This window comes from Pantoea sp. sgz302252 (genome assembly GCF_047713085.1).
Classification (GTDB): domain Bacteria; phylum Pseudomonadota; class Gammaproteobacteria; order Enterobacterales; family Enterobacteriaceae; genus Scandinavium.
Genome location: NZ_JBLFJW010000015.1, coordinates 65,986 through 89,630 on the forward strand (window position 1 = coordinate 65,986; position 23,645 = coordinate 89,630).

Here is a 23,645-nt window from a genome sequence, read left to right on the forward strand (position 1 = left end):
ACCGTTGCCGTGTAACGCCAAGACCTGGCAAAAAGCGCGTGTTCACCTTGAGCGGGCTCACAAAATCAGCCACATAACCAATTGTTATAACCTTATTAAAATTACGGCATTGATAAACATTTTCAATATCATTTAAATAACTATAATGAACCAACTGATTACGCGGCGTTAACACTCGGCCGCCCGATAATAAATGGAGATGAATATGAGTTATACACTGCCATCCCTGCCGTACGCGTACGATGCTCTGGAGCCGCACTTCGACAAGCAGACGATGGAAATCCATCACAGCAAACACCACCAGGCTTACGTGAACAACGCCAATGCTGCGCTGGAAAGCCTGCCAGAATTCGCTAACCTGCCGGTTGAAGAACTGATCACCAAACTGGATCAGCTGCCAGCAGACAAAAAAGGCCCACTGCGTAACAACGCCGGCGGTCACGCTAACCACAGCCTGTTCTGGAAAGGCCTGAAAACCGGGACCACCCTGCAGGGCGACCTGAAAGCGGCTATCGAAAGCACCTTCGGCTCTGTTGAGAAATTCAAAGAAGAGTTCGAAAAAGCGGCGGCAACTCGCTTTGGCTCTGGCTGGGCGTGGCTGGTTCTGAAAGACGGCAAACTGGCTGTCGTTTCTACCGCTAACCAGGATTCCCCGCTGATGGGTGAAGCGATTTCTGGCACCTCCGGTTTCCCAATCCTGGGCCTGGATGTGTGGGAACACGCTTACTACCTGAAATTCCAGAACCGTCGCCCGGACTACATCAAAGCGTTCTGGAACGTGGTCAACTGGGATGAAGCTGCTGCACGTTTCGCGGCGAAAAAATAAGGCGAACTGACGCCTGTCGTTGCCTGCGGGCAAACAAAACCCTGCTGAACTCAGCGGGGTTTTTTTATGCCTGAAGGCCAGGATGTGACAAATATCAAAATTAGAAACATTGATCCCATAAATATGAAATGACGTTTTAATTTGTACGTAAGATCACTGTTCTCATCATTCATAAGGATTATTGTTTGCGCCGACGCTCCTTGAGCGCGATTCGGCGCATGAAAAGCGAAAAAAATAGCAGAAACAATACGTTTTACGGGTGGTGGAAATGCAAATCAAACGTGCAATTGAAAAAATTCCTGGTGGCATGATGTTGGTTCCTCTTTTTCTGGGAGCGTTGTGCCATACCTTCTCACCGGATGCGGGTAAATATTTTGGCTCGTTTACCAACGGGATGATTACCGGTACCGTTCCTGTTCTTGCCGTCTGGTTCTTCTGCATGGGGGCCTCAATAAAACTCAGCGCCACGGGCACGGTTCTGCGTAAATCAGGCACGCTGGTGGTGACTAAAATCGCGGTGGCGTGGGTTGTTGCCGCCATTGCTTCGCGCATTATTCCCGAGCATGGGGTTGAAGCAGGCTTCTTCGCTGGGTTGTCCACGCTGGCGCTGGTGGCGTGTATGGATATGACTAACGGCGGTTTGTACGCCTCCATCATGCAACAGTACGGCACCAAAGAAGAGGCTGGCGCGTTTGTGCTGATGTCGCTGGAGTCAGGCCCGCTGATGACGATGATTATTCTCGGCACGGCAGGGATTGCCTCTTTTGAACCGCATGTGTTTGTAGGCGCCGTGTTACCGTTCCTGGTGGGTTTCCTGTTGGGTAACCTTGACCCGGAACTGCGAGATTTCTTCGGTAAAGCGGTACAAACGCTGATCCCGTTCTTTGCGTTTGCGCTGGGTAACACTATCGATTTGGGCGTCATTGCGCAGACTGGCGTGTTGGGTATTCTGCTTGGCCTGGCAGTGATTGTGGTGACAGGTATTCCGCTGATTATTGCCGATAAGCTGATTGGCGGCGGCGATGGCACTGCCGGGATTGCGGCTTCCAGTTCGGCAGGTGCCGCAGTGGCAACGCCTGTGCTGATAGCCGAAATGGTGCCAGCCTTCAAACCGATGGCGCCGGCAGCGACTTCACTGGTGGCGACATCCGTTATCGTGACGTCGATTCTGGTGCCGATCATTACCTCAATCTGGTCACGTAAAGTGAAATCGGCGGCGATTGGGATTGATGTTCGCCACGCCGTGAAATAACACGGTTGAGATAATGAAAGGGCCTCGAATGAGGCCTTTTTGCTTTAGTGAATTCCAAACAGCTTATCGACCTGCCTTAACTTTTCGGCAGTGAGTACGCCGCCAGCGTGACGTGATATCGGCGTGCAATGCATGTCGCATTTTGCGCAGTTAACGTGCAAAAATAGGGGCTAAAGCGATGGGGCAGGAGAAGGGAAGATGCATTATCCGGTGGAAGTGTTTACAGGGCGAGTCAGCGATTACGAAGGTAGCCGCCCAAGTGCGATTGCGAAATTGCAGGTTGAGGGCGAGCTTGAGCTGACTGAGTTGGGCCTGGTTGGCGATGAACAAGCAGAAAAGAAAATTCACGGTGGCCCGGATCGCGCGCTGTGCCATTACCCGCGCGAGCATTACGCTGAGTGGGCGAGAGCGTTCCCTGAACAGGCTGAGTTGTTCTGTGCTCCGGCGTTTGGCGAGAATCTGTCAACCGAAGGACTGACCGAGAAAAACGTCTATATCGGCGATATTTTCCGTTGGGGCGAGGCGTTGATTCAGGTCACGCAGCCGCGTTCGCCCTGCTTCAAGCTTAACGACCATTTTGCCATTAGCGATATGTCCTCCCAAATGCAGAACAGCGGCAAAGTCGGCTGGCTGTATCGGGTGATTAGCGCGGGGAAGGTTTCCAGCGAGCAACCGCTGGAACTGGTTTCGCGTCTGAGCGATGTCTCGGTGTATGACGCTGCGGCGATTGCGTGGCATCTGCCGTTCGACGACGAGCAGTACCACCGCTTACTGTCGGCAGCCGGGCTGTCGGTGAGCTGGACGCGCACTATGCAAAAACGGCGGATTAAGGGGCAGATCGAGGATAATTCACGTCGGCTTTGGGGGAAGTAATCCTCTGCGGTCTGATGCCCTCTCCCCGGACCTCTCCCACGTGGAGAGGGAGAAAACCGGGTTCCCACAGCGATAGGAGAGGGAGAAAACCAGCGCAAATTAAGTCCCCTCTCCCTTTGGGAGAGGGTTAGGGGGAGGGGATTCTTCGTCAATTCCGCTTATAAAGCGGCAACCACATCGTTAAACGCAGCCCACCCAGCGGGCTGTCGTCTGCTTTTACCCAGCCTCGATGTTGCTGAATGGCGGTTTCGACAATCGCCAGACCAAGGCCTGTGCCGCCGGACTCGCGATCGCGTGCTTCATCTGTGCGGTAGAACGGACGGAAAATTTGCTCTCTGTCCTCCGGGCTCACGCCTGGGCCATCATCATCCACGTTGATGGTGATGCCGTCTTTATCGACCGAGAAACCCACGGAAATCCTGGTGTGCGAGTAGCGCAGGGCATTGCGGACGATATTCTCGAACGCACTCTCCAGCGCATTCGGGTTACCGTACAGCGGCCATGGGCCTGGCGGATAGTCGACGGTGAACGATTTCCCCATCTGCTCCGCTTCAAACGCCGCGTTATCCAGCACTTCACCCCACAGCTGATTCGCCTTCAGCGTTTCGCTGACCAGCGCGTTTTTCGCCTGATTACGCGACATAACCAGCAGGTCGTTGATCATGCTGTCCAGACGGTGCGCTTCTGTTTCGATTCGCTCCAGTTCCTTGCTTTCCCCGGCGCGGCGGCGAAGCAGGGCGGTGCCAAGCTGCAGGCGCGTCAGTGGCGTGCGCAGTTCGTGGGAGATATCGGACAGCAGGCGCTGGTTGGCGGTCATCATTCTTTCCAGCGCGGTCACCATCTGGTTAAAGCTGGAGCCTGCCGCCAGAAATTCCTGTGGCCCGGATTCCAGTTCAGGATGCTGACGCAGGTTGCCCTGAGCCACTTCATCGGCGGCGTTTTTCAACTTACGCGCGGGTTTTGCCAGACTCCATGCCAGCCACAGCAACAGCGGCGAGCTGACCAGCATGGTGACAATCAGCAGCAGCAGCGGGCGGTCAAACAGCAGGTTGATGAAATCGGATTGTGAAGTATTGGCCGGGCGTAGCAGATAGAGCTGGTAGTTGTCCTCTCCGTCTCTGACGGAGAAAGGACCGACCATTTCCAGCCGGCCATAGCGTTTTTTCTGCGGATGATCGGAGTTATCGGACTGGCCGATAAAGTTACGAATGATCTGCATCTCGTTGCGTTCTGCACCGATCACGCGGCCTTCACTGGTGACCAACAGCAGGCGCTGCCCCGGAGGTGCCCATTTGTCGATGGCCCGAAACAGGCGACGCCACCACATCAAATCATTGGGCGGATCGTTCGCCAGTTCGGCTTCGACATGCTGTTCAATCATCAGACCCTGACGTTGCTCGCTGTCCAGCAGTTCTGTCATCTGGCGCGAATCGAGCTTAGGCAACATCAAAACCAGCATCAGCACCAGTGCCAGGGTTAACCAGAAAATGGCAAAGATGCGAGCGGTCAAACTTCCTATCATGAAGCGGACACCATCAAATAGCCGCGTCCACGTAAGGTTTTAAACCAGGGATGACCGTCTTTACGCTCCGGCAATTTACGACGCAAATTGGAAATATGCATGTCGATAGCGCGGTCGAACGGCGTTAAGCGTTTACCCAGGACTTCCTGGCTCAGATGTTCACGCGAGACCACCTGGCCGAGATGTTGCGCCAGCAGGTAAAGCAGAGTGAACTCGGTACCGGTCAGTTCGAGCGTAGAACCATCGAAGCTTGCTTCCTGACGACCTGGGTTCAGGCTCAGAGAATCCACTTCTAATGTTGGCGAGCTGTTGTCGGTGTTCTGCTGCTGCTCGCTCCAGTGGGAACGGCGCAGGATTGCACGGATACGGGCGACCAGCTCGCGGTCGTTAAACGGTTTTGGCAGATAGTCGTCCGCGCCCAGCTCAAGGCCGAGAACGCGATCTAACTCGCTGCCGCGTGCGGTCAACATAATGACCGGTGTCTGGTGTGTCTGACGAAGCTCTTTAAGGGTATCGATGCCGTTTTTCTTCGGCATCATTACGTCGAGCAAAAGCAGGTCGATGCTGTCATCCAAAAGCGCCAGCGCCTGTTCCCCATCATGGGCAACCAGCACGTTGAAGCCTTCCATGTCGAGCAGCTCCTTTAACAGGGAGGTGAGCTCCCGGTCATCATCAACTAACAGGATTTTATTCATTGATTAAATACCTCCGAGGCAGAAATTACGTCATCAAGGCTCGCTAATCCATGACTTTACGTTGTTTTACACCCCCTGACGCATGTTTGCAGCCTGAATCGTAGACTGTCTCTCGTTGAATCGCGAAACAAAAGTACTTGGGAGCAATTGATGCGCAATGTTATCGCTGCCGTCATGGCCTCAACACTGGCGCTAACTGCGAATTGCCAGGCTGCTGAAGTCGTCACCAGCGTTAACTGGACCCCGAATGACGGGGCAATGCAGGGCAGTCATCAGAGCCATATGTTTGACGGCATAAGTTTAACCGAACATCAGCGCCAACAGATGCGGGATCTTATGCAACAGGCTCGACGCCAGCAGCCTCCTGTTAATGTTAGCGAAATGGAGACAATGCATAAGCTTGTCACCGCAGAAAATTTTGATGAAACCGCTGTCCGCGCTCAGGCAGAAAAAATGGCGCAAGAGCAGGTTGTTCGCCAGGTCGAAATGGCCAGGGTTCGCAGCCAGATGTATCGCCTGTTAACACCAGAGCAGCAAGCGGTTTTGCACGAGAAGCACCAGCAGCGAATGGATCAGCTGCGGGAGGTTGCAAGGATGCAGCAAGGCCCAGCGTTATTGTTGTTTAGTAGCAGCAGTACCCGTAGTAACCAGTAACAAACCCTGTTTTCCTTGCCATAGACACCATCCCTGTCTTCCCCCACATGATGTGGGGTTTTTTTTGCCTGTTATTCACGCCACTGACTCACATCACATTCCGCTATACTACCCGCAAGAGATTGCAGGAGTGTTTATGAATCAAACCTATGGCCGATTAGTCAGCCGTGCGGCACTGGCCGCCACTGTCATGGCATCGGTGTTACTTTTGATCAAAATTTTTGCGTGGTGGTACACCGGTTCCGTCAGTATTCTGGCGGCGTTGGTTGATTCCCTGGTGGATATTGCCGCGTCGTTAACGAACCTGCTGGTGGTGCGCTATTCGCTGCAACCGGCAGATGAAGAACATACGTTTGGGCATGGCAAAGCGGAATCGCTGGCGGCGCTGGCACAGAGCATGTTTATTTCCGGCTCGGCGCTGTTCCTGTTTTTAACAGGCATCCAGCACCTGGTGACGCCAGAACCGATGCGCGATCCGGGTGTGGGGATGGTGGTGACAGTTATCGCGCTTATCAGCACCATGATCCTCGTCACCTTCCAGCGTTGGGTTGTGCGCAAGACGCAAAGCCAGGCGGTGCGCGCTGATATGCTTCATTATCAGTCTGATGTTATGATGAACGGGGCCATTCTGATGGCGCTGGCGCTGGCATGGTACGGCTGGCATCGCGCGGATGCATTGTTTGCATTGGGGATTGGCATCTATATTTTATACAGTGCATTGCGCATGGGGTATGAGGCGGTTCAGTCACTGCTGGACAGAGCACTGCCCGATGAAGAACGACAAGAAATCATTAACATCGTGAGCGCCTGGCCGGGTGTGAGCGGTGCGCATGACCTTCGAACGCGGCAGTCAGGGCCGACCCGCTTTATTCAGATTCATTTGGAAATGGAAGATAACCTGCCGTTGGTTCAGGCGCACCTGGTGGCTGAACAGGTTGAGCAGGCTCTATTATTACGCTTTCCGGGTTCGGATGTGATTATTCATCAGGACCCGTGCTCGGTTGTTCCGGCAGGACGACAGGGCTTTTTGGACTTTCGCAATTCGTTGTAAAAATGTGGGTCGGATCGGCATTTTTTGTCTAAATTACCGCCATTTGGCCTGACCTGAATCAATTCAGCACGAAGTGCCTGATATACTATCTCTCATAGAGTCGATCTTCTCCCTGTATGAGGGAGGCGCTTCGGGCAACAGAATTATTTTTAGCATTCCTAAGTTCAGAGGTAGTCATGATTAAGAAAATCGGTGTGTTGACAAGCGGCGGTGATGCGCCGGGCATGAACGCAGCAATCCGTGGCGTGGTTCGTGCAGCGCTGTCGGAAGGTCTGGAAGTCATGGGGATTTATGATGGCTACCTCGGTCTGTATGAAGACAGAATGGTTCAGCTCGACCGTTACAGCGTGTCCGACATGATCAACCGCGGCGGTACCTTCCTGGGTTCTGCGCGTTTCCCGGAGTTCCGCGAAGAGCACATTCGTGAAGTGGCTATCGAGAACATGAAAAAACGCGGTCTCGACGCGCTGGTGGTTATCGGTGGTGACGGTTCCTACATGGGCGCAAAACGCCTGACCGAAATGGGCTTCCCCTGCGTGGGTCTGCCGGGCACCATTGATAACGATATCAAAGGCACCGATTACACCATTGGTTACTTCACCGCGCTGGGCACGGTGGTTGAAGCGATTGACCGCCTGCGCGACACCTCTTCTTCTCACCAGCGTATCTCCATCGTTGAAGTGATGGGCCGTTACTGCGGCGACCTGACTCTGGCGGCAGCCATCGCTGGCGGCTGTGAGTTTGTGGTTGTGCCGGAAGTAGAATTCAGCCGTGAAGACCTGGTGGCTGAAATCAAAGCCGGTATCGCCAAAGGTAAAAAACACGCCATCGTGGCGATCACTGAGCACATGTGCGACGTCGACGAACTGGCAAAATTCATTGAAACCGAAACCAAGCGCGAAACCCGTGCGACCGTACTGGGCCACATCCAGCGCGGCGGTTCCCCGGTTCCTTATGACCGTATTCTGGCGTCCCGTATGGGCGCTTATGCAATTGAAGTGCTGCTGGCGGGCTTCGGTGGCCGTTGCGTCGGGATCCAGAACGAGAAACTGGTTCACCACGACATTATCGACGCCATTGAGAACATGAAGCGTCCATTCAAAACCGACCTGCTGGATTGCGCCAAAAAGCTGTACTAAGCGCAGCCGGTTAAAGGTGATGACAATCCGTAATCCTTCGGGGTTACGGATTTTTTTGTTTCTGCATCACAGTTACCGCGCACATTCCGCCCTATGCTTTGACGTTATCTGAGGTTACTCTCAGTGTGTTTTCGACAACAATAATCCGATACTCGTTTGATATCATTTAGGAAACTGACAATGTCACTGTATAGCGAAACCAAAGCGCAGTTTATTCACGGGCTGGTAAGCCTGGATGCCGTTCTGGCGAAAAGTGCCGAGTGGGCAAAAGAGCAGGGCGTTCAGGAAACCGAATTGCTTGAAGCAAAACTGGCTGACGATATGTTCCCGCTGAAACGCCAGGTGCAGGTTACCTGTGATATGGCGAAGCGCGCGATTGCCCGTCTGGCAGACGTTGAAGCGCCGGTGAATGAAGATAATGAAAGCACTTTCGCGCAGCTGCAGGAACGTATTGCCGCCACCGTGGCTTTCCTGAAAAGTGTTGATGATGCAAAACTGGCTGGTGATGATGCGCGCCCGATCATGGTTCAGGCTCGTGAGCATCAACTGCATTTCACCGCCAGCAGCTACGTGTTCCAGTTCGCTGTGCCGAATTTCTATTTCCACAGCACCACCGCTTACGGCATTTTGCGCCAGGCCGGTGTGCCGCTGGGTAAACGCGATTTCCTCGGCAAAATTCAGTAAGACGACAGAAACGAAAAAGCCTTCTCACTGAGAAGGCTTTTTTATTCCGAACACATCGGGATTACTCAATATCGAGTGCGTCTTCGGACAGGATAATGCCCGTGTTGTCGGCATACAGATGATCGCCGGAGAAGAACGTCACGCCGCCGAAATTGACGCGTACGTCGCTTTCGCCAATGCCTTCTCCCGCCGCGCCAACCGGAATCGCCGCCATCGCCTGAATGCCGATATCCAGCTCTTCTAAGTCATCCACCTGACGGACGGCACCATACACCACAATGCCTTCCCACTCGTTTTGCACCGCGAGTTTTGCCAGGTCGGCATCAATCAGTGCGCGGCGTACGGAGCCACCCCCATCCACCAGCAGGATGCGGCCACGTCCGTTCTGTTCGAGCATATCGTACAGCAACCCGTTATCCTCGAAACATTTCACCGTGATAATTTGTCCACCAAACGACGACCGTCCGCCAAAGTTGGAGAACAGCGGTTCAACGACATTGACATCTTCTTGATAGATGTCGCAAAGCTCGGATGTATCGTATTTCATAGGCTTAACGTTCTGAAGCTGTGGGTGCTTTCAGTATATCGTGCGAATCGCACTGTTGGCAAAATCATCAATTGTTAATTGATATTTGTCAGTTAAGCGAAAGCGCGGCTCAGGACAATGCCAACCACAAACAAAAGGTTAGTCAGCAGCGCGCCTTTTACAGTGCGTTCCAGCATCGGGCGCATATCGACCGGGTCGTGATGCGTCAGGACAAATCGCGCCTGTTTGACCAGCAACGGAGCGGCCAGAATAAACAACCAGCCCCACAAACTGTGCAGAGCCAGCAGGTTAAACAGCGCCAGACACAGCAGCGCGCCCATCAGCAGGCAGGTGTGATAGCGACGGGCAGTGACTGGCCCAAGGCGTACAGCGAGCGTGTTCTTGCCGTTCTCGCGGTCACTGTTGATGTCGCGCAGGTTATTGATGTTCAACACTGCCGTCGCCAGCAATCCGCAGGCGGTGGCAGGCAAGAAGGTTACAGCTTCCAGCGTATGAGCCTGCAGATACCAGCTCCCCATCACGCTCAGCCAGCCGAAGAAAATCAGCACGGAGACATCGCCCAGACCGATGTAACCGTAAGGACGAGTGCCCACGGTGTAGGTAATGGCCGCAGTGATTGAGACCGCGCCCAGCACCATAAAGCCGATAAAATCTTCCATCGTCTGATACGAGGCCATCAGCAGCGCGATACCCGAGACACAAATCAGCAGCACGGTAACCATCAGCGCGCGCTTCATCTGTTCCTGGGTAATCACCCCTTTTTGCATCCCACGCAGCGGCCCAATGCGGTCAGGCTTATCGCTGCCTTTCACGGCATCGCCGTAATCATTCGCCAGATTGGAGAGAATTTGCAATAGACCCGCCGTCACCAGCGCCAACAGCGCCACGAGAGGGTTGAAGTGTCCTTGCCACCAGGAAAGTGCGGTGCCGACGACAATGGCGGCAAAGGCCAGAGGTAACGTTTTCGGGCGCAGGCTTTCCAGCCAGGCCTGGGTACGGCTGAGTTCAGTCATAGTTTTTAGCCAATAAAAAATGGGGGCTATTGGCCCCCATCAACAGTGATGAAAATGCAATTACCGGGATTATAGGATAAAACGGCTCAGATCTTCATCTGCCACCAACGCATCGAGATGTTTACTCACATACTCCGCATCAATGGTAAAGGACTCCCCCTGACGTTCACTGGCGTCATAGGAGATGTCTTCCATCAGGCGCTCAAGCACCGTGTGCAGGCGGCGCGCACCGATATTTTCGGTGGATTCGTTAACCTGCCAGGCGGCCTGGGCGATACGCTTAATACCACTTTCGGTGAACTCGATGGTTACCCCTTCAGTGGCCATCAGCGCTTTGTACTGCACGGTCACAGAGGCGTTCGGTTCGGTCAGAATACGTTCAAAGTCTTCGGTGGTGAGCGCTTTCAGCTCAACGCGAATCGGCAAACGACCCTGCAGTTCCGGGATCAGGTCTGACGGGCTGGCGACCTGGAAGGCACCAGAAGCGATAAACAGAATGTGGTCGGTTTTGACCATCCCGTGCTTGGTGGAAACGGTGCAACCTTCCACTAACGGCAGCAGGTCGCGCTGCACGCCTTCACGTGACACGTCCGGGCCGGAGGAGTTACCGCCGCGCTTACAGATTTTGTCGATTTCGTCGATGAACACAATGCCGTGCTGCTCAACAGCGTCGATGGCATCCTGCTTCAGCTCTTCCGGATTCACCAGTTTCGCCGCTTCTTCTTCAATCAGCAGCTTCATCGCGTCTTTGATTTTCAGCTTACGCGGTTTCTGCTTCTGGCCGCCGAGGTTCTGGAACATGGACTGCAGCTGGCTGGTCATCTCTTCCATACCCGGAGGCGCCATGATTTCAACGCCCATCGGTGCCGCCGCGAGGTCGATTTCGATCTCTTTGTCGTCCAGTTGGCCTTCACGCAGTTTTTTGCGGAATGCCTGACGAGCAGCAGACGGCTCCTGCGGCTGTTCAGCCTGGCCCCAGTTGTTTTTCGCTGGAGGGAGCAGTACGTCGAGAATGCGCTCTTCCGCCATCTCTTCTGCACGATAGCGGTTCTTGTCGATGGACTGCATGCGCACCATCTTCACGGCGGCGTCGGTCAGATCGCGGATAATGGAATCCACTTCTTTACCGACGTAGCCCACTTCGGTGAACTTGGTCGCTTCCACTTTGATGAACGGCGCGTTGGCGAGTTTGGCCAGACGACGGGCGATTTCAGTTTTACCGACACCGGTTGGGCCAATCATCAGAATGTTTTTCGGGGTCACTTCGTGACGCAGCTCTTCGTCGAGCTGCATGCGGCGCCAACGGTTACGCAGGGCGATAGCCACAGAACGCTTGGCGGCGTCCTGGCCGATAATGTGTTTGTCGAGTTCGCTGACAATCTCGCGTGGGGTCATTTCAGACATGGGAGATCCTTACGCTTTAGAAGGTAATTCTTCGATGGTGTGGAAGTGGTTGGTGTAGATGCAGATGTCGCCTGCAATATCCAACGCTTTCTCCGCGATCTCGCGGGCACCGAGGTCACTGTTTTCCAGCAGCGCACGGGCAGCAGCCTGCGCATAAGGTCCGCCGGAACCAATGGCAATCAAATCATTTTCGGGCTGCACCACGTCACCGTTACCGGTGATGATGAGGGAGGCATTTTCATCGGCGACGGCCAGCAGCGCTTCGAGTTTGCGCAGCATGCGGTCGGTACGCCAGTCTTTGGCGAGCTCCACCGCGGCTTTCACCAGATGGCCCTGGTGCATTTCAAGCTTACGCTCGAACAGTTCGAACAGCGTGAAGGCATCAGCGGTACCGCCCGCAAACCCGGCGATCACTTTGTCGTTATATAAACGGCGGACTTTTTTCACGTTGCCTTTCATCACGGTGTTGCCAAGCGTGGCCTGGCCATCACCGGCAATCACGACATGACCGTTACGGCGAACACTAACTATTGTTGTCACGAGCGACCCCCATGGGTGTAAAGCAGAATACAGGCCCCGCATGGTTTGCGGGGCAGATTGCAATAATAGATGGGGGGGATTTTGGGGGTTTCAACCCCCAGAGGCGAGACGAATGCAGTTTGAATGGCCAGCAACCTTCAGGCGAGAAATAGTGCCATCGGCATTCTCTTTGCCTTTCACCGGGCCAATGACCACGCGATTCCAGCCATTATTGGTGGTGATGTGGGAATCGAAACCTTCAAACGCGAGCTGGGCACGCACGGTTTCGGCCTGATCGGCGCCTTTAAAGGAACCGCACTGAATCATCCAACGACGATCGTCTTTTTTCTCGGCTGTCTGTTTGGCCGGTTCAGGTTCACGCGTGACTGGGGCAGCCTGCTGTGTTTTTGGCTGGCTGGCGGCCGTGTGCGCTGGCGTCTGCAACAGATCCTGATACGGCTGCTGAGCGCTTTGCTTCGGCGGTGTCTGATGCTGCTGAGCAGGTTGGCTCTGTGTGGTGCGAGCAGCCTGCTGTGGCGCTTGATAAGGCTGTTCGCTCACACGCGGTTGCGTGCGCGGAGCCTGTACCGGCTGAGACTGCGACCACTGTTGTTGCTGAACCTGCTGCTGAGCTTGCTGTTGCGCCAGACGCTGGCGTTGCAGCGTTTGCTGACGCTGGGCTGGCGTCTGCTCGTTCCACGGCACTTCCGTCAGTTGCGTGGGCTGCTGGCGCATATCGGCCTGCATTTGTGCCAGCAGCTGGCGCTGTTCGTCGGTCAACTGATTGGCGTTCTGCACTTCGCCACCCGCAGACGGCTCAGTGGGCGCACGTACGCCTGGCTGGCGACTTTCCAGCTCTTTGATGTAACGCCAGCGTTCTTCAGGTTTCGGCGGCAGGCCATTGCCTGTCACCTGACGACCCGTGAGAGCCTCAGCTTCTTCTTTCTTGTGATGGGTAATAAAGTACAGACCGCCAATAAAGGCGACCAGCACAGCCGCAGCAATAGCGACCATCGCTGGTGAAACAGCAGGAAAGCTACTTTGCTTCTTCCGTGAGTTCCTTGAGGGACTCTTTTTGCGCCGCGAAGGAGCCGGTTGGCTGCGGCGTACATAATCTCGTTGTGCCACTATCGTTTCGCTGTATTTATTCGTTCGTCAGTCCGCCATGTTACTTAAGCGACGGGGCTTTGACCAGAAGCCGGACTCCGAAAGGTATTTAGTTTAAGGCTTATTTTTAGTAGTACTCCCGCGAAGAACCAGTTCACAGTCGAGTAAGCGTGAGCCACTACTCACATTCTGACCGCTCAGTTGATCGAGCAACAGCAGCATGGCTTCACGGCCAATCTCAAAACGGGGTTGTGAAACGGTGGTCAGCGGTGGGTCGCAAAATTCCGCTAATGAGATGTTATCAAAGCCAATTATCGATAAATCATCCGGAACTTTCAGGCCACGGCGTTTAGCTAAGGACAGCGCCCCGAGCGCCATAATATCGCTGTGGCAGAAAATCGCTGTTGGGGGGTGTGGCAGATCCAGGAGTTGTTCCAGCGCATTGGCCCCGGCTTCGTACGTAAAGTTGCCACGCGCAATATAATGCGGATCAACGGTAATTCCACTGCGGCGCAGTGCCTGGACGTAGCCTTGCAGACGATAGTGGCACAGCGGCATCTCTTCCGGCCCGGCAATACAGCCAATGCGCTGATGGCCCAACTCATGCAGGTAATTTACGGCGTTAAACGAGGCGGTAAGGTTGTCGATGTGGACCGTCGGCAGTTCAAGCTCTGGCGCAAATTCATTGGCCATCACCATCGGTGGCAAATTCCGTTGCTCTTCGATGCTGGCGTCAAACGGCAGGCGGGAGCCCAGCAGCAGCATACCGTCGATCTGTTTGGTGATAATGAGGTCAATAAAGGTCTTTTCTTGCTGATTCTGGTGCGCACAATCGCCAATCAGCACCAGATAGCCTTGCCCGGCCGCCGTGATTTCGATGCCACGGATAATCTCACTAAAGAAAGGATCGCAGATGTCCGGCACTATCACCAGAATGGTCCTCGACTCGTTGCGCTTCATGTTGCGCCCCAGAGCCTGAGGAAGATAACCCACTTCCAGCGCCGCTTGTTCCACTTTGTTACGCGTCGCCTGGGAGACTTTATCGGGGTTCATCAATGCCCGGGAAACGGTTGCCGTAGAGACATTCGCTTTCTGAGCCACATCCTTCATGGTTGCCGCAACAACCTCTTTATTGGACTTCACCTGGGTTCTCCTCGCTGACGGGGGCAGAGACTTCCGCTGTCTCTGACAACAACCTCTTTTTTATCAGAGAGTCAGTCCGGGGAGTTACAGAAATTTCATGAAAAGTGTGACCGAAGTTAAATTTTTCGATCTCCCTCGCAGTGCGAGGGTTAACCTTCGATCGGATCGACATCCAGCACCCATTTCACTTTTCGTGAGGCGGGAAGGGTATTGATGAGCGCCATTGCGCCGCTAACAATATGCTGCAAACGCAGGCGTGATGGGTGTTGCAGCACGATTTGCCAGCGCCAGCGTCCGCCGCGTTTTGGCGCCAGTGCAGGCACCGGGCCGAGCAGCCAGAGCTTATCGTCCGTCAACGGGCTGGCCTGAATCAGGTTTCGCAACTGCTGTAAAAACAGCGGCGCATCCTGATTATTGTGATCTTCCGCGCGAATCAGCACATGACTGGTCCACGGTGGCAGTTGCAGCGTCTGGCGTTCCGCCAGAGCCTGTTGGGTAAAGGCGTCATAGCCCTGGTGGAGCAACGTTTGCAGCAGAGGATGCTCAGGATGGTGTGTCTGCAAAATGACTTCACCCTGCTTACCTGCTCGACCCGCACGGCCAGACACCTGAGTGTAGAGTTGGGCGAAGCGCTCGGCGGAGCGGAAATCCGCAGAGAACAGCGCCCCGTCCACATCCAGCAGCGCGACCAGGGTGACATCCGGGAAATGGTGGCCTTTGGCCAGCATCTGGGTGCCAATTAAAATTCTTGCGCCACCCCGATGCACTTCGGCCAGATACTGTTCCAGCGCACCTTTACGGCTGGTGGTATCGCGGTCGATTCGTGAAATGGGTACATCCGGAAACAACGGTGAAAGCGCTTCTTCGAGCTGTTCTGTACCTAGCCCCACCGGCACCAGATGCGTTGAGCCGCAGGATGGGCACTGGCGCGGAATAGGGCGCTGGCTGTCACAGTGGTGGCAGCGCAAATGGCGATGCGTCTGGTGCAGGGTGTAATAGCTGTCGCAGCGTGGGCACTCGGCAATCCAGCCACATTCATGGCACAGCAGGGCAGGCGCATAGCCGCGACGGTTCAGAAACAGAATGACCTGGTTGTCTGCCTGCAAATGCTGACGCATTCTGCCGATAAGCGCAGGCGACAAGCCCGCCTGAAGCTGCTGGCTTTTTAAATCCAGCACATGCTGATTGGCCGGGCGGGCATTACCCGCTCGTTTGGTCAGTTTGAGCTGATGGTATTTACCCTGACGAACGTTATGCAACGTTTCCAGCGCCGGTGTTGCGGAGCCCAAAATGATGGGGATTTGCTCGTTATGCGCACGCCACACTGCCAGGTCGCGGGCATGGTAGCGCCAGCCTTCCTGCTGCTTGTAGGAACTGTCATGTTCCTCGTCGATAACGATCACACCGAGATTGTTAAACGGCGTAAATAAGGAAGAGCGTGTACCAATCACAATCGCCGCTTCGCCGTTTTTGGCCTTCAGCCATACAGCGAGCCGCTCACTGTCGTTCAGGGCGGAGTGCAGCACTTCGACCGGGGCAGTAAAGCGTTCGCGAAAACGGGCGATGGTCTGCGGCGTCAGGCCGATTTCCGGCACCATCACCAGCGCCTGTTTGCCTTGCGCCAGCACGTTTTCCAGAACGCTCAGATAAACTTCCGTTTTACCCGAGCCGGTCACGCCCGCCAGCAGCCAGGCAGAGAAGCTGCCCGAAGCGCTATGTATTGCGCCCACGGCGGTGGCCTGTTCCGTGTTCAGGCGAAGGCGTTCGCCCGTCACTGCATAACCGTCTCGCCAGTCGGTTATGATCGGCGCGGCACTGGCCAGTTCGCAGTAGCCTTTTTTGCGCAGGCCTTGCAGCGCGGCGTCGTTGAATTCAAGTTCAGCAACCTGATGACGCCAGATTTTGCCCTGGCGCAGTGCGGCGAGTGCCTGCTGCTGCTTGGCCGATCTTTTCAAGGTGCTGATATCAACAGCCTGGCCTTGCTCAGTGGCAAACCAGTACCACAGCGGCGTTGCGCTGGCGGGCTTTCCCTGACGAAGCAGGATAGGCAAGGCATGAAATAACACATCGCCAACAGGATGATGGTAATAGTCTGCGGCCCACTGCAGCATGCGCCAGACGGTCGGCGTGTACACCGGTTCAACGTCCAGCACCTCAATGACACCTTTCAACTCATTCAGCGGCAGTTCGCTCACGTCGCTGACGGAGACCACAATGCCGACGCGTTCCTGTTGTTTCCCAAACGGCACGCGTACGCGACACCCGGCTTTGGCACTGATGCCTTCGGGCAGCAGATAATCAAACGTGCGGGGAAGCGGAACGGGCAGGGCAACGTGTGCGACGGGCATCAGCTCTTCCTGACTTGAAAAAGGGTGGGATAGTATACACATTGTTACTCAGGGAGCGTGGATCAGATTGCAACCCCTGGTCAAATTCTGTATGATTCGCGGCCTTTGATGCGCTTTATGCGGTATCAAAAACTATACTATCAACATCGCGTGGTGTCTGGCGTTAGGGCTGGAAGAGCGACGCGGCCTTAACTGAGGTTCTCCCATGAAAAAAGATATTCACCCGAAATACGAAGAAATTACTGCAAACTGCTCTTGCGGTAATGCGATCAAAATCCGCTCTACCGCGGGTCACGATCTGAATCTGGACGTGTGCGGCAAATGCCACCCGTTCTACACTGGCAAGCAGCGTGACGTTGCTACCGGTGGCCGTGTTGACCGCTTCAACAAGCGTTTCAGCATCCCAGGCAGCAAATAAGTTACACTGCTGCCAGAAAAAACCGCCTGCGGGCGGTTTTTTTGTGTCCGAAATAATATTACGCGTTCCTGTTACTTCTTTATTAAAAATCAATATATTCTCAGAGATAAATTCAGGCTCCTCATCTACATTATTATCCCCGTTGCGATAACGATCCTTAACATCTTTCCTATTTTGCCAGTTCTGCTTTTTTAACGGCAGAATAATAAAGGTATGCCTCGGTTTTCCTAAATAAAGTTCGGGGTGAATGACACCGTTTTTACATTCAGTGTCTTTCCATCTCGCGGGTAGTCCTTTTCCGGACATGGATTGCGACGCAATGGTTTTTTGAAGCCGTTCTCTGAGGGAATATAATGAAATTTACGCGTGCTTTATTACTGGTTCCGCTAATATCCTGTGCCGCTCAGGCGGGTTATGTTGATTATCGACATGAATATTACGACGACGGGCGTAACTATGATCGTGTGTACATGTCACACCGCTTTGGCACGGGCTTTGGCGTAGCGGTGGAAGCGGTCTCGCGTTCTGATAATGCGCAATCTAATGATGCGCTTAATAATATGGAAGCGAACAGTAACGAATACACGGCAAGCTATCAATTTACCTGGCAAGGATTTATCTGGCAGCCGGGTATTGCCGTGGAAATGGGCGATGATATGGCAATATATAAACCGTATCTTCGCGTACAATACACTATTAATGACAACTGGTGGACTGCTTTCCGTTACCGGACAGAATATACGCGCCGTAATGCCGATGGAAAAGATGACCGCACGGTGTATCGCCCTGAAGCATGGTTGGGTTATAACATCAATAACTGGATGTTTGAACTTAATGGCATTTATAAGTTTGCCGATAACGAGGACCTGTACAACAACAAAAAAGAAGACTACGAATATAATTTCCGCGTCGCCTATAACATTGATTCGTGGGTGCCGTTTGTTGAAGTCGGTAATGTGTCGTCAGGCTATAACACCACCACCACCGACGATCGTCAGACAAGATATCGTGTCGGGTTGGGGTATAACTTCTAAGAAGGAATCCCGCTGAGTTCGCTCAGCGGGACTGAACAGCCGTGCTCGTCGGCTTAGTATTCCCACGTATCCGGGTCGATACCCAGCTCACGCATGATAACCTTCGCCTCTTCCGGAATTTCGTCACTACGCTCTTTACGCAGATCTTCATCGTTCGGCAGTGGCTGTCCGGTGAAGGCATGCAGGAAGGCTTCGCACAGCAGTTCGCTGTTAGTGGCGTGACGCAGGTTGTTGACCTGGCGACGGGTGCGTTCGTCGGTGAGAATTTTCAACACCTTCAGAGGAATGGACACCGTAATTTTTTTGACCTGCTCACTCTTCTTACCGTGCTCAGCGTAGGGGCTGATATATTCGCCGCTCCATTCAGCCATGAGATACCTTTCCTCTAATCATTAATAAAAGGTCTGAGCGCCCGCCCGACCATAAACCCGCACAGTTTACCTTAGCGATGTGACCATGACACCAGCAAAGCCTCTGCAGATGTGCGCTAATGCATATAATTTTAACGGCTATTGACCGATTGCTCAATCTATACGCAAAGAAGTTTAGATGTCCAGATGTGTTGACGTCTATTATAGCAGTGGTTACTCTGAGGCCTGACTTTTCATCGCCAAAGCCAGGAACGATTCACCATGACGCGTAAACAAGCCACCATCGCAGTGCGTAGCGGGTTAAATGATGACGAGCAATATGGCTGCGTTGTCCCCCCGATTCATCTCTCCAGTACCTATAACTTCACCGGATTCAATGAGCCACGCGCTCATGACTATTCCCGTCGCGGTAACCCGACTCGTGACGTCGTGCAGCGTGCGCTGGCAGAACTGGAAGGCGGTGCGGGTGCAGTACTGACCAACACCGGCATGTCAGCCATTCATCTGGTGACGACGGTTTACCTGAAGCCTGGCGATTTGCTGGTGGCACCACACGACTGCTACGGCGGCAGCTATCGCCTGTTCGATAGCCTTGCAAAGCGGGGCTGCTACCGCGTGCTGTTTGTCGATCAAGGTAACGAGCAGGCGCTGAAAGCGGCGCTGGCAGAAAAACCGAATCTGGTGCTGGTAGAAAGCCCAAGCAACCCATTGTTGCGCGTCGTGGATATTGCGAAAATCTGCGAGCTGGCGCGTGCGGCAGGTGCTATCAGCGTGGTGGATAACACCTTCCTGAGCCCGGCGCTGCAAAACCCGCTGGCGCTCGGGGCCGATTTGGTTCTGCATTCCTGCACCAAGTACCTGAACGGCCATTCCGATGTGGTCGCGGGCGTGGTGATTGCGAAAGATCCTGACACTGTCACTGAGCTGGCATGGTGGGCGAATAATATTGGCGTCACCGGCAGCGCGTTCGACAGCTACCTGCTGCTGCGTGGTCTGCGTACGCTTAGCCCGCGTATGGAAGTGGCGCAGCGTAACGCAACGGCCATTGTTGAGTTCCTGAAGCAGCAACCGCTGGTGAAAAAGCTGTATCATCCTTCTCTGCCGGAAAACCAGGGCCACGAGATTGCCGCTCGTCAGCAAAAAGGCTTTGGCGCGATGCTCAGTTTTGAACTGGACGGTGATGAGAACACCCTGCGCCGCTTCCTGAGCGGGCTGTCGTTGTTCACACTGGCAGAATCTTTAGGCGGCGTGGAAAGCCTGATTTCCCACGCGGCGACCATGACTCATGCGGGCATGGCACCAGAAGCGCGCGCAGCGGCAGGGATCTCCGAAACGCTACTGCGTATTTCGACCGGGATTGAAGATAGCGAAGATTTAATTGCCGACCTGGAAAATGGGTTCCGGGCAGCAAACGAGGGGTAAACATGAGTGTGATAGCGCAGGCAGGGGCGAAAGGTCGTCAACTGCATAAGTTTGGTGGCAGCAGTCTGGCGGATGCGAAATGTTACCTGCGTGTGGCAGGGATTATGGCTGAGCACTCGCAGCCTGAAGACATGATGGTTGTTTCCGCCGCGGGCAGCACCACCAACCAGTTGATTAGCTGGCTGAAGCTCAGCCAGACCGACCGCCTTTCTGCGCATCAGGTTCAGCAGTCGCTGCGTCGTTACCAGATTGAACTGATTACCGGCCTGCTGCCTGCCGACGTCGCTGACAGCATGATTGCCGAGTTTATTCAGGATCTTGAGCGTCTGGCGGCACTTCTCGATGCGGGCATTACCGATGCTGTGTATGCCGAAGTGGTGGGCCACGGTGAAGTGTGGTCGGCCCGTCTGATGGCGGCAGTCTTGCAACAACAAGGGCTGGATGCCGCCTGGCTTGATGCCCGTTTCTTCTTGCGTGCAGAACGCGCTGCTCAACCTCAGGTGGATGAAGGCCTCTCATTCCCGTTGCTCCAGCAATTGATGGCGCAGCATCCGAACAAACGTCTGGTGGTGACTGGATTTATCAGCCGCGATAACGCGGGTGAAACAGTCCTGCTGGGTCGAAATGGTTCTGACTATTCCGCCACGCAGATTGGCGCGCTGGCGGGCGTTTCCCGCGTCACCATCTGGAGCGATGTGGCCGGTGTTTACAGCGCCGACCCGCGTAAAGTGAAAGATGCGTGTCTGCTGCCACTGCTGCGTCTTGATGAAGCTAGTGAACTGGCGCGTCTGGCAGCACCGGTGCTGCACGCACGTACTCTTCAACCCGTTTCCGGCAGCGACATCGACCTGCAACTGCGCTGCAGCTACACGCCGGATCAGGGCTCGACCCGTATTGAACGCGTGCTGGCCTCTGGCACTGGGGCACGTATTGTTACCAGCCATGATGATGTTTGCCTGATTGAGTTTGTTGTGCCTGCCGGGCACGATTTCAAACTGGCGCACAAAGAAATCGATTTAGTGCTTAAGCGTGCGCAGGTTCGCCCGCTGGCGGTTGGCGTCCATACTGACCGTCATCTGCTGCAATTTTGCTATACCGCTGAAGTGGTGGACAGCGCGCTGAAGCTGCTGGATGAAGCTGGCCTTCCAGGTGAACTGCGTCTGCGCCAGGGCCTGGCGCTGGTGGCGATGGTTGGGGCAGGTGTGACCCGTAATCCACTGCACTGTCACCGTTTCTGGCAGCAGTTAAAAGGTCAGCCAGTGGAGTTCACCTGGCAGTCTGAAGAAGGTATCAGCCTGGTTGCCATCTTGCGTACCGGGCCGACAGAAAGCCTGATTCAGGGCCTGCATCAGTCCATTTTCCGTGCCGAAAAACGTATCGGCCTGGTGTTGTTCGGCAAGGGTAACATCGGTTCTCGCTGGCTTGAGTTGTTTGCCCGCGAGCAAAGCACGCTTTCCGCACGTACAGGGTTTGAGTTCGTTCTGGCGGGCGTGGTGGACAGCCGCCGCAGCCTGCTGAATTACGAAGGTCTGGATGCCAGCCGCGCACTGGCATTCTTCAACGATGAAGCCGTCGAGCAGGATGAAGAATCGCTGTTCCTGTGGATGCGAGCTCACCCGTATGACGATTTGGTGGTGCTGGACGTGACGGCAAGCGAACAGCTCGCCGATCAGTATCTTGATTTCGCCAGCCACGGTTTCCATGTGATCAGCGCCAACAAACTCGCCGGGGCCAGCACCAGCGACAAATACCGTCAGATCCACGATGCGTTTGAAAAAACCGGGCGTCGCTGGCTGTATAACGCCACCGTAGGCGCGGGCTTGCCGGTTAACCATACCGTGCGCGATCTGCGTGAAAGTGGTGACTCGATTCTGGCCATCAGCGGGATTTTCTCGGGCACGCTTTCCTGGCTGTTCCTGCAGTTTGACGGCACGGTGCCGTTCACCGAGCTGGTGGATCAGGCCTGGCAGCAAGGGCTGACCGAGCCAGACCCACGTGTCGATCTGTCTGGTAAAGACGTGATGCGTAAGCTGGTTATCCTGGCGCGTGAAGCCGGTTACGATATCGAGCCGGATCAGGTGCGCGTCGAATCTCTGGTACCGTCGCATTGCGAAGAAGGTTCAATCGACCATTTCTTTGAGAATGGCGATGAGCTCAACGAGCAAATGATCCAGCGTCTGGAAGCCGCGCAGGAAATGGGCCTGGTGCTGCGCTATGTCGCCCGTTTCGATGCCAACGGCAAAGCACGCGTTGGCGTGGAAGCGGTTCGTCCAGAGCATCCCCTGGCGGCACTGCTGCCCTGCGATAACGTCTTCGCGATTGAAAGCCGCTGGTATCGCGACAACCCGCTGGTGATCCGCGGGCCGGGTGCGGGGCGTGATGTGACCGCCGGGGCGATTCAGTCTGATATCAATCGTCTGGCTCAGCTTCTGTAGTCTCCTCGGCTTTTCCCCCTCTCTCTAACCCTCTCCCTCAAGGGAGAGGGAACTCTGCTTCTCCCCTCGCCCTGTGGGAGAGGGCATCAGGCCGCACGGTTCCCCATCATGAACTTTTTTCATCTTTGCTGAATATTCCTCACCCCTTCCGGTGTTTTTTCTGTTGACGTCCTGCGGCTTTTCCGTCATTTTTACATCTGGACGTCTAAACGTATAGAAGTTCACATAACAACAAACATCAGCAACTCCAAAGCGACAGACAGAGGTAAGGTATGAGCTTTTTTCACGCCAACCAGCGGGAAGCCCTGAATCAGAGCCTGGCAGAAGTTGGCCAGATTAACGTTTCCTTTGAGTTTTTCCCGCCGCGCACCAGTGAAATGGAGCAGACCCTGTGGGCCTCTATCGACAGGCTGAGCAGCCTGAAGCCGAAATTCGTTTCCGTCACCTACGGCGCGAATTCAGGTGAGCGCGACCGTACGCACAGCATCATCAAAGGGATTAAAGACAGAACGGGTCTCGAAGCCGCTCCGCATCTGACCTGCATTGATGCCTCGCGCGAAGAGCTGCGTACCATTGCCCGGGATTACTGGAATAACGGCATTCGCCATATCGTCGCCCTGCGCGGTGATTTGCCTCCGGGCAGCGGTAAGCCGGATATGTACGCGGCCGATCTGGTGAGCTTGCTGAAGGATGTGGGTGATTTCGATATTTCCGTTGCCGCTTATCCTGAAGTGCACCCGGAAGCGAAAAGCGCACAGGCCGATTTGCTGAACCTGAAGCGCAAAATTGACGCGGGTGCAAACCGCGCGATCACCCAATTCTTCTTCGACGTGGAAAGCTACCTGCGTTTCCGCGATCGCTGTGCAGCGACCGGCATTGATGTGGAAATTATTCCGGGCATTCTGCCGGTCTCCAACTTCAAACAGGCGAAGAAATTCGCTGACATGACCAACGTCCGCATTCCTGCGTGGATGGCGCAAATGTTTAACGGGCTGGATGATGATGCGGAAACCCGCAAACTCGTCGGCGCGAACATCGCGATGGACATGGTGAAAATCCTGAGCCGCGAAGGGGTGAAAGATTTCCACTTCTATACCCTGAACCGCGCAGAAATGAGCTACGCGATTTGCCACACGCTCGGCGTGCGTCCTGCGGTATAACTCAAAAAAATGTCGGGTGGCGCTGCGC

Annotated in this window: 22 protein-coding genes; 12 read left to right on the forward strand and 10 right to left on the reverse strand. The window is 54.6% G+C overall.

What is annotated here, in order from left to right; all coding sequences use genetic code 11:
* The first annotated feature begins 205 nt into the window (after nt 1-205).
* From sodA to yiiM, 3 genes are all read left to right on the forward strand, one after another.
* A complete protein-coding gene (sodA, locus tag ACLW56_RS13180; protein WP_330984227.1) occupies nt 206-826 on the forward strand; it encodes a superoxide dismutase [Mn] in 621 nt (206 codons plus the stop codon).
* A gap of 268 nt (nt 827-1,094) precedes the next feature.
* The gene (gene kdgT / locus ACLW56_RS13185; protein ID WP_330984228.1) at nt 1,095-2,078 is read left to right on the forward strand and encodes a 2-keto-3-deoxygluconate transporter; all 984 of its coding nucleotides are present in this window, start codon (nt 1,095-1,097) and stop codon (nt 2,076-2,078) included.
* 198 nt (nt 2,079-2,276) lie between these two features.
* Complete coding sequence (yiiM, locus tag ACLW56_RS13190; protein WP_330984229.1) at nt 2,277-2,951, forward strand: 6-hydroxyaminopurine reductase; 675 nt, start codon at nt 2,277-2,279, stop codon at nt 2,949-2,951.
* A 148-nt stretch (nt 2,952-3,099) separates the two neighbouring features.
* Here the strand turns inward: yiiM and cpxA are convergent, their stop codons facing one another.
* Both cpxA and cpxR read right to left on the reverse strand, forming a co-directional pair.
* Nucleotides 3,100-4,473, reverse strand: a complete 1,374-nt coding sequence (cpxA, locus tag ACLW56_RS13195; RefSeq protein WP_330984230.1) for an envelope stress sensor histidine kinase CpxA — start codon at nt 4,471-4,473, stop codon at nt 3,100-3,102.
* Nucleotides 4,470-5,168, reverse strand: a complete 699-nt coding sequence (gene cpxR / locus ACLW56_RS13200) for an envelope stress response regulator transcription factor CpxR (protein ID WP_330984231.1) — start codon at nt 5,166-5,168, stop codon at nt 4,470-4,472. The genes cpxA and cpxR overlap by 4 nt, the downstream gene beginning before the upstream one ends.
* 150 nt (nt 5,169-5,318) lie before the next feature.
* On the opposite strand from cpxR, the gene cpxP reads away from it, so the two are divergent.
* From cpxP to ACLW56_RS13220, 4 genes are all read left to right on the forward strand, one after another.
* On the forward strand, nt 5,319-5,822 hold the full coding sequence (gene cpxP / locus ACLW56_RS13205) for a cell-envelope stress modulator CpxP (protein WP_330984232.1): 504 nt from the start codon (nt 5,319-5,321) through the stop codon (nt 5,820-5,822).
* A gap of 136 nt (nt 5,823-5,958) precedes the next feature.
* Nucleotides 5,959-6,873: a CDF family cation-efflux transporter FieF gene (gene fieF, locus ACLW56_RS13210; protein ID WP_330984233.1), complete on the forward strand. Its 915-nt coding sequence runs from the start codon at nt 5,959-5,961 to the stop codon at nt 6,871-6,873.
* Nucleotides 6,874-7,049: 176 nt separating this feature from the next.
* Nucleotides 7,050-8,012: a 6-phosphofructokinase gene (gene pfkA, locus ACLW56_RS13215; protein WP_330984234.1), complete on the forward strand. Its 963-nt coding sequence runs from the start codon at nt 7,050-7,052 to the stop codon at nt 8,010-8,012.
* A 180-nt stretch (nt 8,013-8,192) separates the two neighbouring features.
* A complete protein-coding gene (locus ACLW56_RS13220) occupies nt 8,193-8,696 on the forward strand; it encodes a DUF1993 domain-containing protein (protein WP_330984235.1) in 504 nt (167 codons plus the stop codon).
* Nucleotides 8,697-8,757: 61 nt separating this feature from the next.
* On the opposite strand, the gene rraA is transcribed toward ACLW56_RS13220, so the two are convergent.
* The 7 genes from rraA to priA all read right to left on the reverse strand — a co-directional run bounded on the left by rraA (nt 8,758) and on the right by priA (nt 16,777).
* Nucleotides 8,758-9,243 carry a ribonuclease E activity regulator RraA gene (gene rraA / locus ACLW56_RS13225; RefSeq protein ID WP_330984236.1) on the reverse strand — a complete coding sequence of 162 codons (486 nt, stop codon included), beginning with the start codon at nt 9,241-9,243 and terminating at the stop codon, nt 8,758-8,760.
* A gap of 92 nt (nt 9,244-9,335) precedes the next feature.
* Nucleotides 9,336-10,256: a 1,4-dihydroxy-2-naphthoate polyprenyltransferase gene (gene menA, locus ACLW56_RS13230; protein WP_330984237.1), complete on the reverse strand. Its 921-nt coding sequence runs from the start codon at nt 10,254-10,256 to the stop codon at nt 9,336-9,338.
* Nucleotides 10,257-10,325: 69 nt separating this feature from the next.
* Entirely contained in the window at nt 10,326-11,660 is a 1,335-nt protein-coding gene (gene hslU, locus ACLW56_RS13235) for an HslU--HslV peptidase ATPase subunit (RefSeq protein ID WP_330984238.1), read from the reverse strand.
* A gap of 9 nt (nt 11,661-11,669) precedes the next feature.
* Entirely contained in the window at nt 11,670-12,200 is a 531-nt protein-coding gene (hslV, locus tag ACLW56_RS13240) for an ATP-dependent protease subunit HslV (RefSeq protein WP_330984239.1), read from the reverse strand.
* 90 nt (nt 12,201-12,290) lie between these two features.
* Nucleotides 12,291-13,307 (reverse strand): cell division protein FtsN, encoded by a 1,017-nt coding sequence (gene ftsN, locus ACLW56_RS13245; RefSeq protein ID WP_330984240.1) that lies wholly within the window; start codon nt 13,305-13,307, stop codon nt 12,291-12,293.
* Nucleotides 13,308-13,400: 93 nt separating this feature from the next.
* Entirely contained in the window at nt 13,401-14,429 is a 1,029-nt protein-coding gene (gene cytR, locus ACLW56_RS13250) for a DNA-binding transcriptional regulator CytR (RefSeq protein WP_330984241.1), read from the reverse strand.
* Between the two features lie 149 nt (nt 14,430-14,578).
* Nucleotides 14,579-16,777 (reverse strand): primosomal protein N', encoded by a 2,199-nt coding sequence (priA, locus tag ACLW56_RS13255; RefSeq protein ID WP_330984242.1) that lies wholly within the window; start codon nt 16,775-16,777, stop codon nt 14,579-14,581.
* Between the two features lie 205 nt (nt 16,778-16,982).
* Here priA and rpmE point away from each other — a divergent pair, with 205 nt between their 5' ends.
* Together rpmE and ACLW56_RS13265 are read left to right on the forward strand one after the other, a co-directional pair.
* Nucleotides 16,983-17,195: a 50S ribosomal protein L31 gene (gene rpmE, locus ACLW56_RS13260; RefSeq protein WP_330984243.1), complete on the forward strand. Its 213-nt coding sequence runs from the start codon at nt 16,983-16,985 to the stop codon at nt 17,193-17,195.
* A 353-nt stretch (nt 17,196-17,548) separates the two neighbouring features.
* Nucleotides 17,549-18,229 (forward strand): oligogalacturonate-specific porin KdgM family protein, encoded by a 681-nt coding sequence (locus ACLW56_RS13265; RefSeq protein WP_330984244.1) that lies wholly within the window; start codon nt 17,549-17,551, stop codon nt 18,227-18,229.
* Nucleotides 18,230-18,282: 53 nt separating this feature from the next.
* Here ACLW56_RS13265 and metJ read toward each other — a convergent pair whose 3' ends face one another.
* Complete coding sequence (gene metJ / locus ACLW56_RS13270; protein ID WP_007369220.1) at nt 18,283-18,600, reverse strand: met regulon transcriptional regulator MetJ; 318 nt, start codon at nt 18,598-18,600, stop codon at nt 18,283-18,285.
* Nucleotides 18,601-18,861: 261 nt separating this feature from the next.
* On the opposite strand from metJ, the gene metB reads away from it, so the two are divergent.
* The 3 genes from metB (at nt 18,862) to metF (ending at nt 23,617) form a co-directional block, all read left to right on the forward strand.
* Nucleotides 18,862-20,022 (forward strand): cystathionine gamma-synthase, encoded by a 1,161-nt coding sequence (gene metB, locus ACLW56_RS13275; RefSeq protein WP_330984245.1) that lies wholly within the window; start codon nt 18,862-18,864, stop codon nt 20,020-20,022.
* Between the two features lie 2 nt (nt 20,023-20,024).
* Nucleotides 20,025-22,457: a bifunctional aspartate kinase/homoserine dehydrogenase II gene (locus ACLW56_RS13280; protein ID WP_330984246.1), complete on the forward strand. Its 2,433-nt coding sequence runs from the start codon at nt 20,025-20,027 to the stop codon at nt 22,455-22,457.
* A 272-nt stretch (nt 22,458-22,729) separates the two neighbouring features.
* Entirely contained in the window at nt 22,730-23,617 is an 888-nt protein-coding gene (gene metF, locus ACLW56_RS13285; RefSeq protein WP_330984247.1) for a methylenetetrahydrofolate reductase, read from the forward strand.
* Nucleotides 23,618-23,645 lie beyond the last annotated feature (28 nt).

What these genes read in the sequence shown, in the direction of transcription:
- metF (WP_330984247.1), top strand. Translation starts at nt 22,730, where the DNA reads ATGAGCTTTTTTCACGCCAACCAGCGGGAAGCCCTGAATCAGAGCCTG.
- sodA (WP_330984227.1), top strand. Translation starts at nt 206, where the DNA reads ATGAGTTATACACTGCCATCCCTGCCGTACGCGTACGATGCTCTGGAG.
- ACLW56_RS13220 (WP_330984235.1), top strand. Translation starts at nt 8,193, where the DNA reads ATGTCACTGTATAGCGAAACCAAAGCGCAGTTTATTCACGGGCTGGTA.
- menA (WP_330984237.1), bottom strand. Translation starts at nt 10,256, where the DNA reads ATGACTGAACTCAGCCGTACCCAGGCCTGGCTGGAAAGCCTGCGCCCG.
- ACLW56_RS13265 (WP_330984244.1), top strand. Translation starts at nt 17,549, where the DNA reads ATGAAATTTACGCGTGCTTTATTACTGGTTCCGCTAATATCCTGTGCC.
- cpxP (WP_330984232.1), top strand. Translation starts at nt 5,319, where the DNA reads ATGCGCAATGTTATCGCTGCCGTCATGGCCTCAACACTGGCGCTAACT.
- rpmE (WP_330984243.1), top strand. Translation starts at nt 16,983, where the DNA reads ATGAAAAAAGATATTCACCCGAAATACGAAGAAATTACTGCAAACTGC.
- yiiM (WP_330984229.1), top strand. Translation starts at nt 2,277, where the DNA reads ATGCATTATCCGGTGGAAGTGTTTACAGGGCGAGTCAGCGATTACGAA.
- hslU (WP_330984238.1), bottom strand. Translation starts at nt 11,660, where the DNA reads ATGTCTGAAATGACCCCACGCGAGATTGTCAGCGAACTCGACAAACAC.
- cpxA (WP_330984230.1), bottom strand. Translation starts at nt 4,473, where the DNA reads ATGATAGGAAGTTTGACCGCTCGCATCTTTGCCATTTTCTGGTTAACC.
- priA (WP_330984242.1), bottom strand. Translation starts at nt 16,777, where the DNA reads ATGCCCGTCGCACACGTTGCCCTGCCCGTTCCGCTTCCCCGCACGTTT.
- metJ (WP_007369220.1), bottom strand. Translation starts at nt 18,600, where the DNA reads ATGGCTGAATGGAGCGGCGAATATATCAGCCCCTACGCTGAGCACGGT.
- cpxR (WP_330984231.1), bottom strand. Translation starts at nt 5,168, where the DNA reads ATGAATAAAATCCTGTTAGTTGATGATGACCGGGAGCTCACCTCCCTG.
- metB (WP_330984245.1), top strand. Translation starts at nt 18,862, where the DNA reads ATGACGCGTAAACAAGCCACCATCGCAGTGCGTAGCGGGTTAAATGAT.
- fieF (WP_330984233.1), top strand. Translation starts at nt 5,959, where the DNA reads ATGAATCAAACCTATGGCCGATTAGTCAGCCGTGCGGCACTGGCCGCC.
- pfkA (WP_330984234.1), top strand. Translation starts at nt 7,050, where the DNA reads ATGATTAAGAAAATCGGTGTGTTGACAAGCGGCGGTGATGCGCCGGGC.
- ACLW56_RS13280 (WP_330984246.1), top strand. Translation starts at nt 20,025, where the DNA reads ATGAGTGTGATAGCGCAGGCAGGGGCGAAAGGTCGTCAACTGCATAAG.
- kdgT (WP_330984228.1), top strand. Translation starts at nt 1,095, where the DNA reads ATGCAAATCAAACGTGCAATTGAAAAAATTCCTGGTGGCATGATGTTG.
- rraA (WP_330984236.1), bottom strand. Translation starts at nt 9,243, where the DNA reads ATGAAATACGATACATCCGAGCTTTGCGACATCTATCAAGAAGATGTC.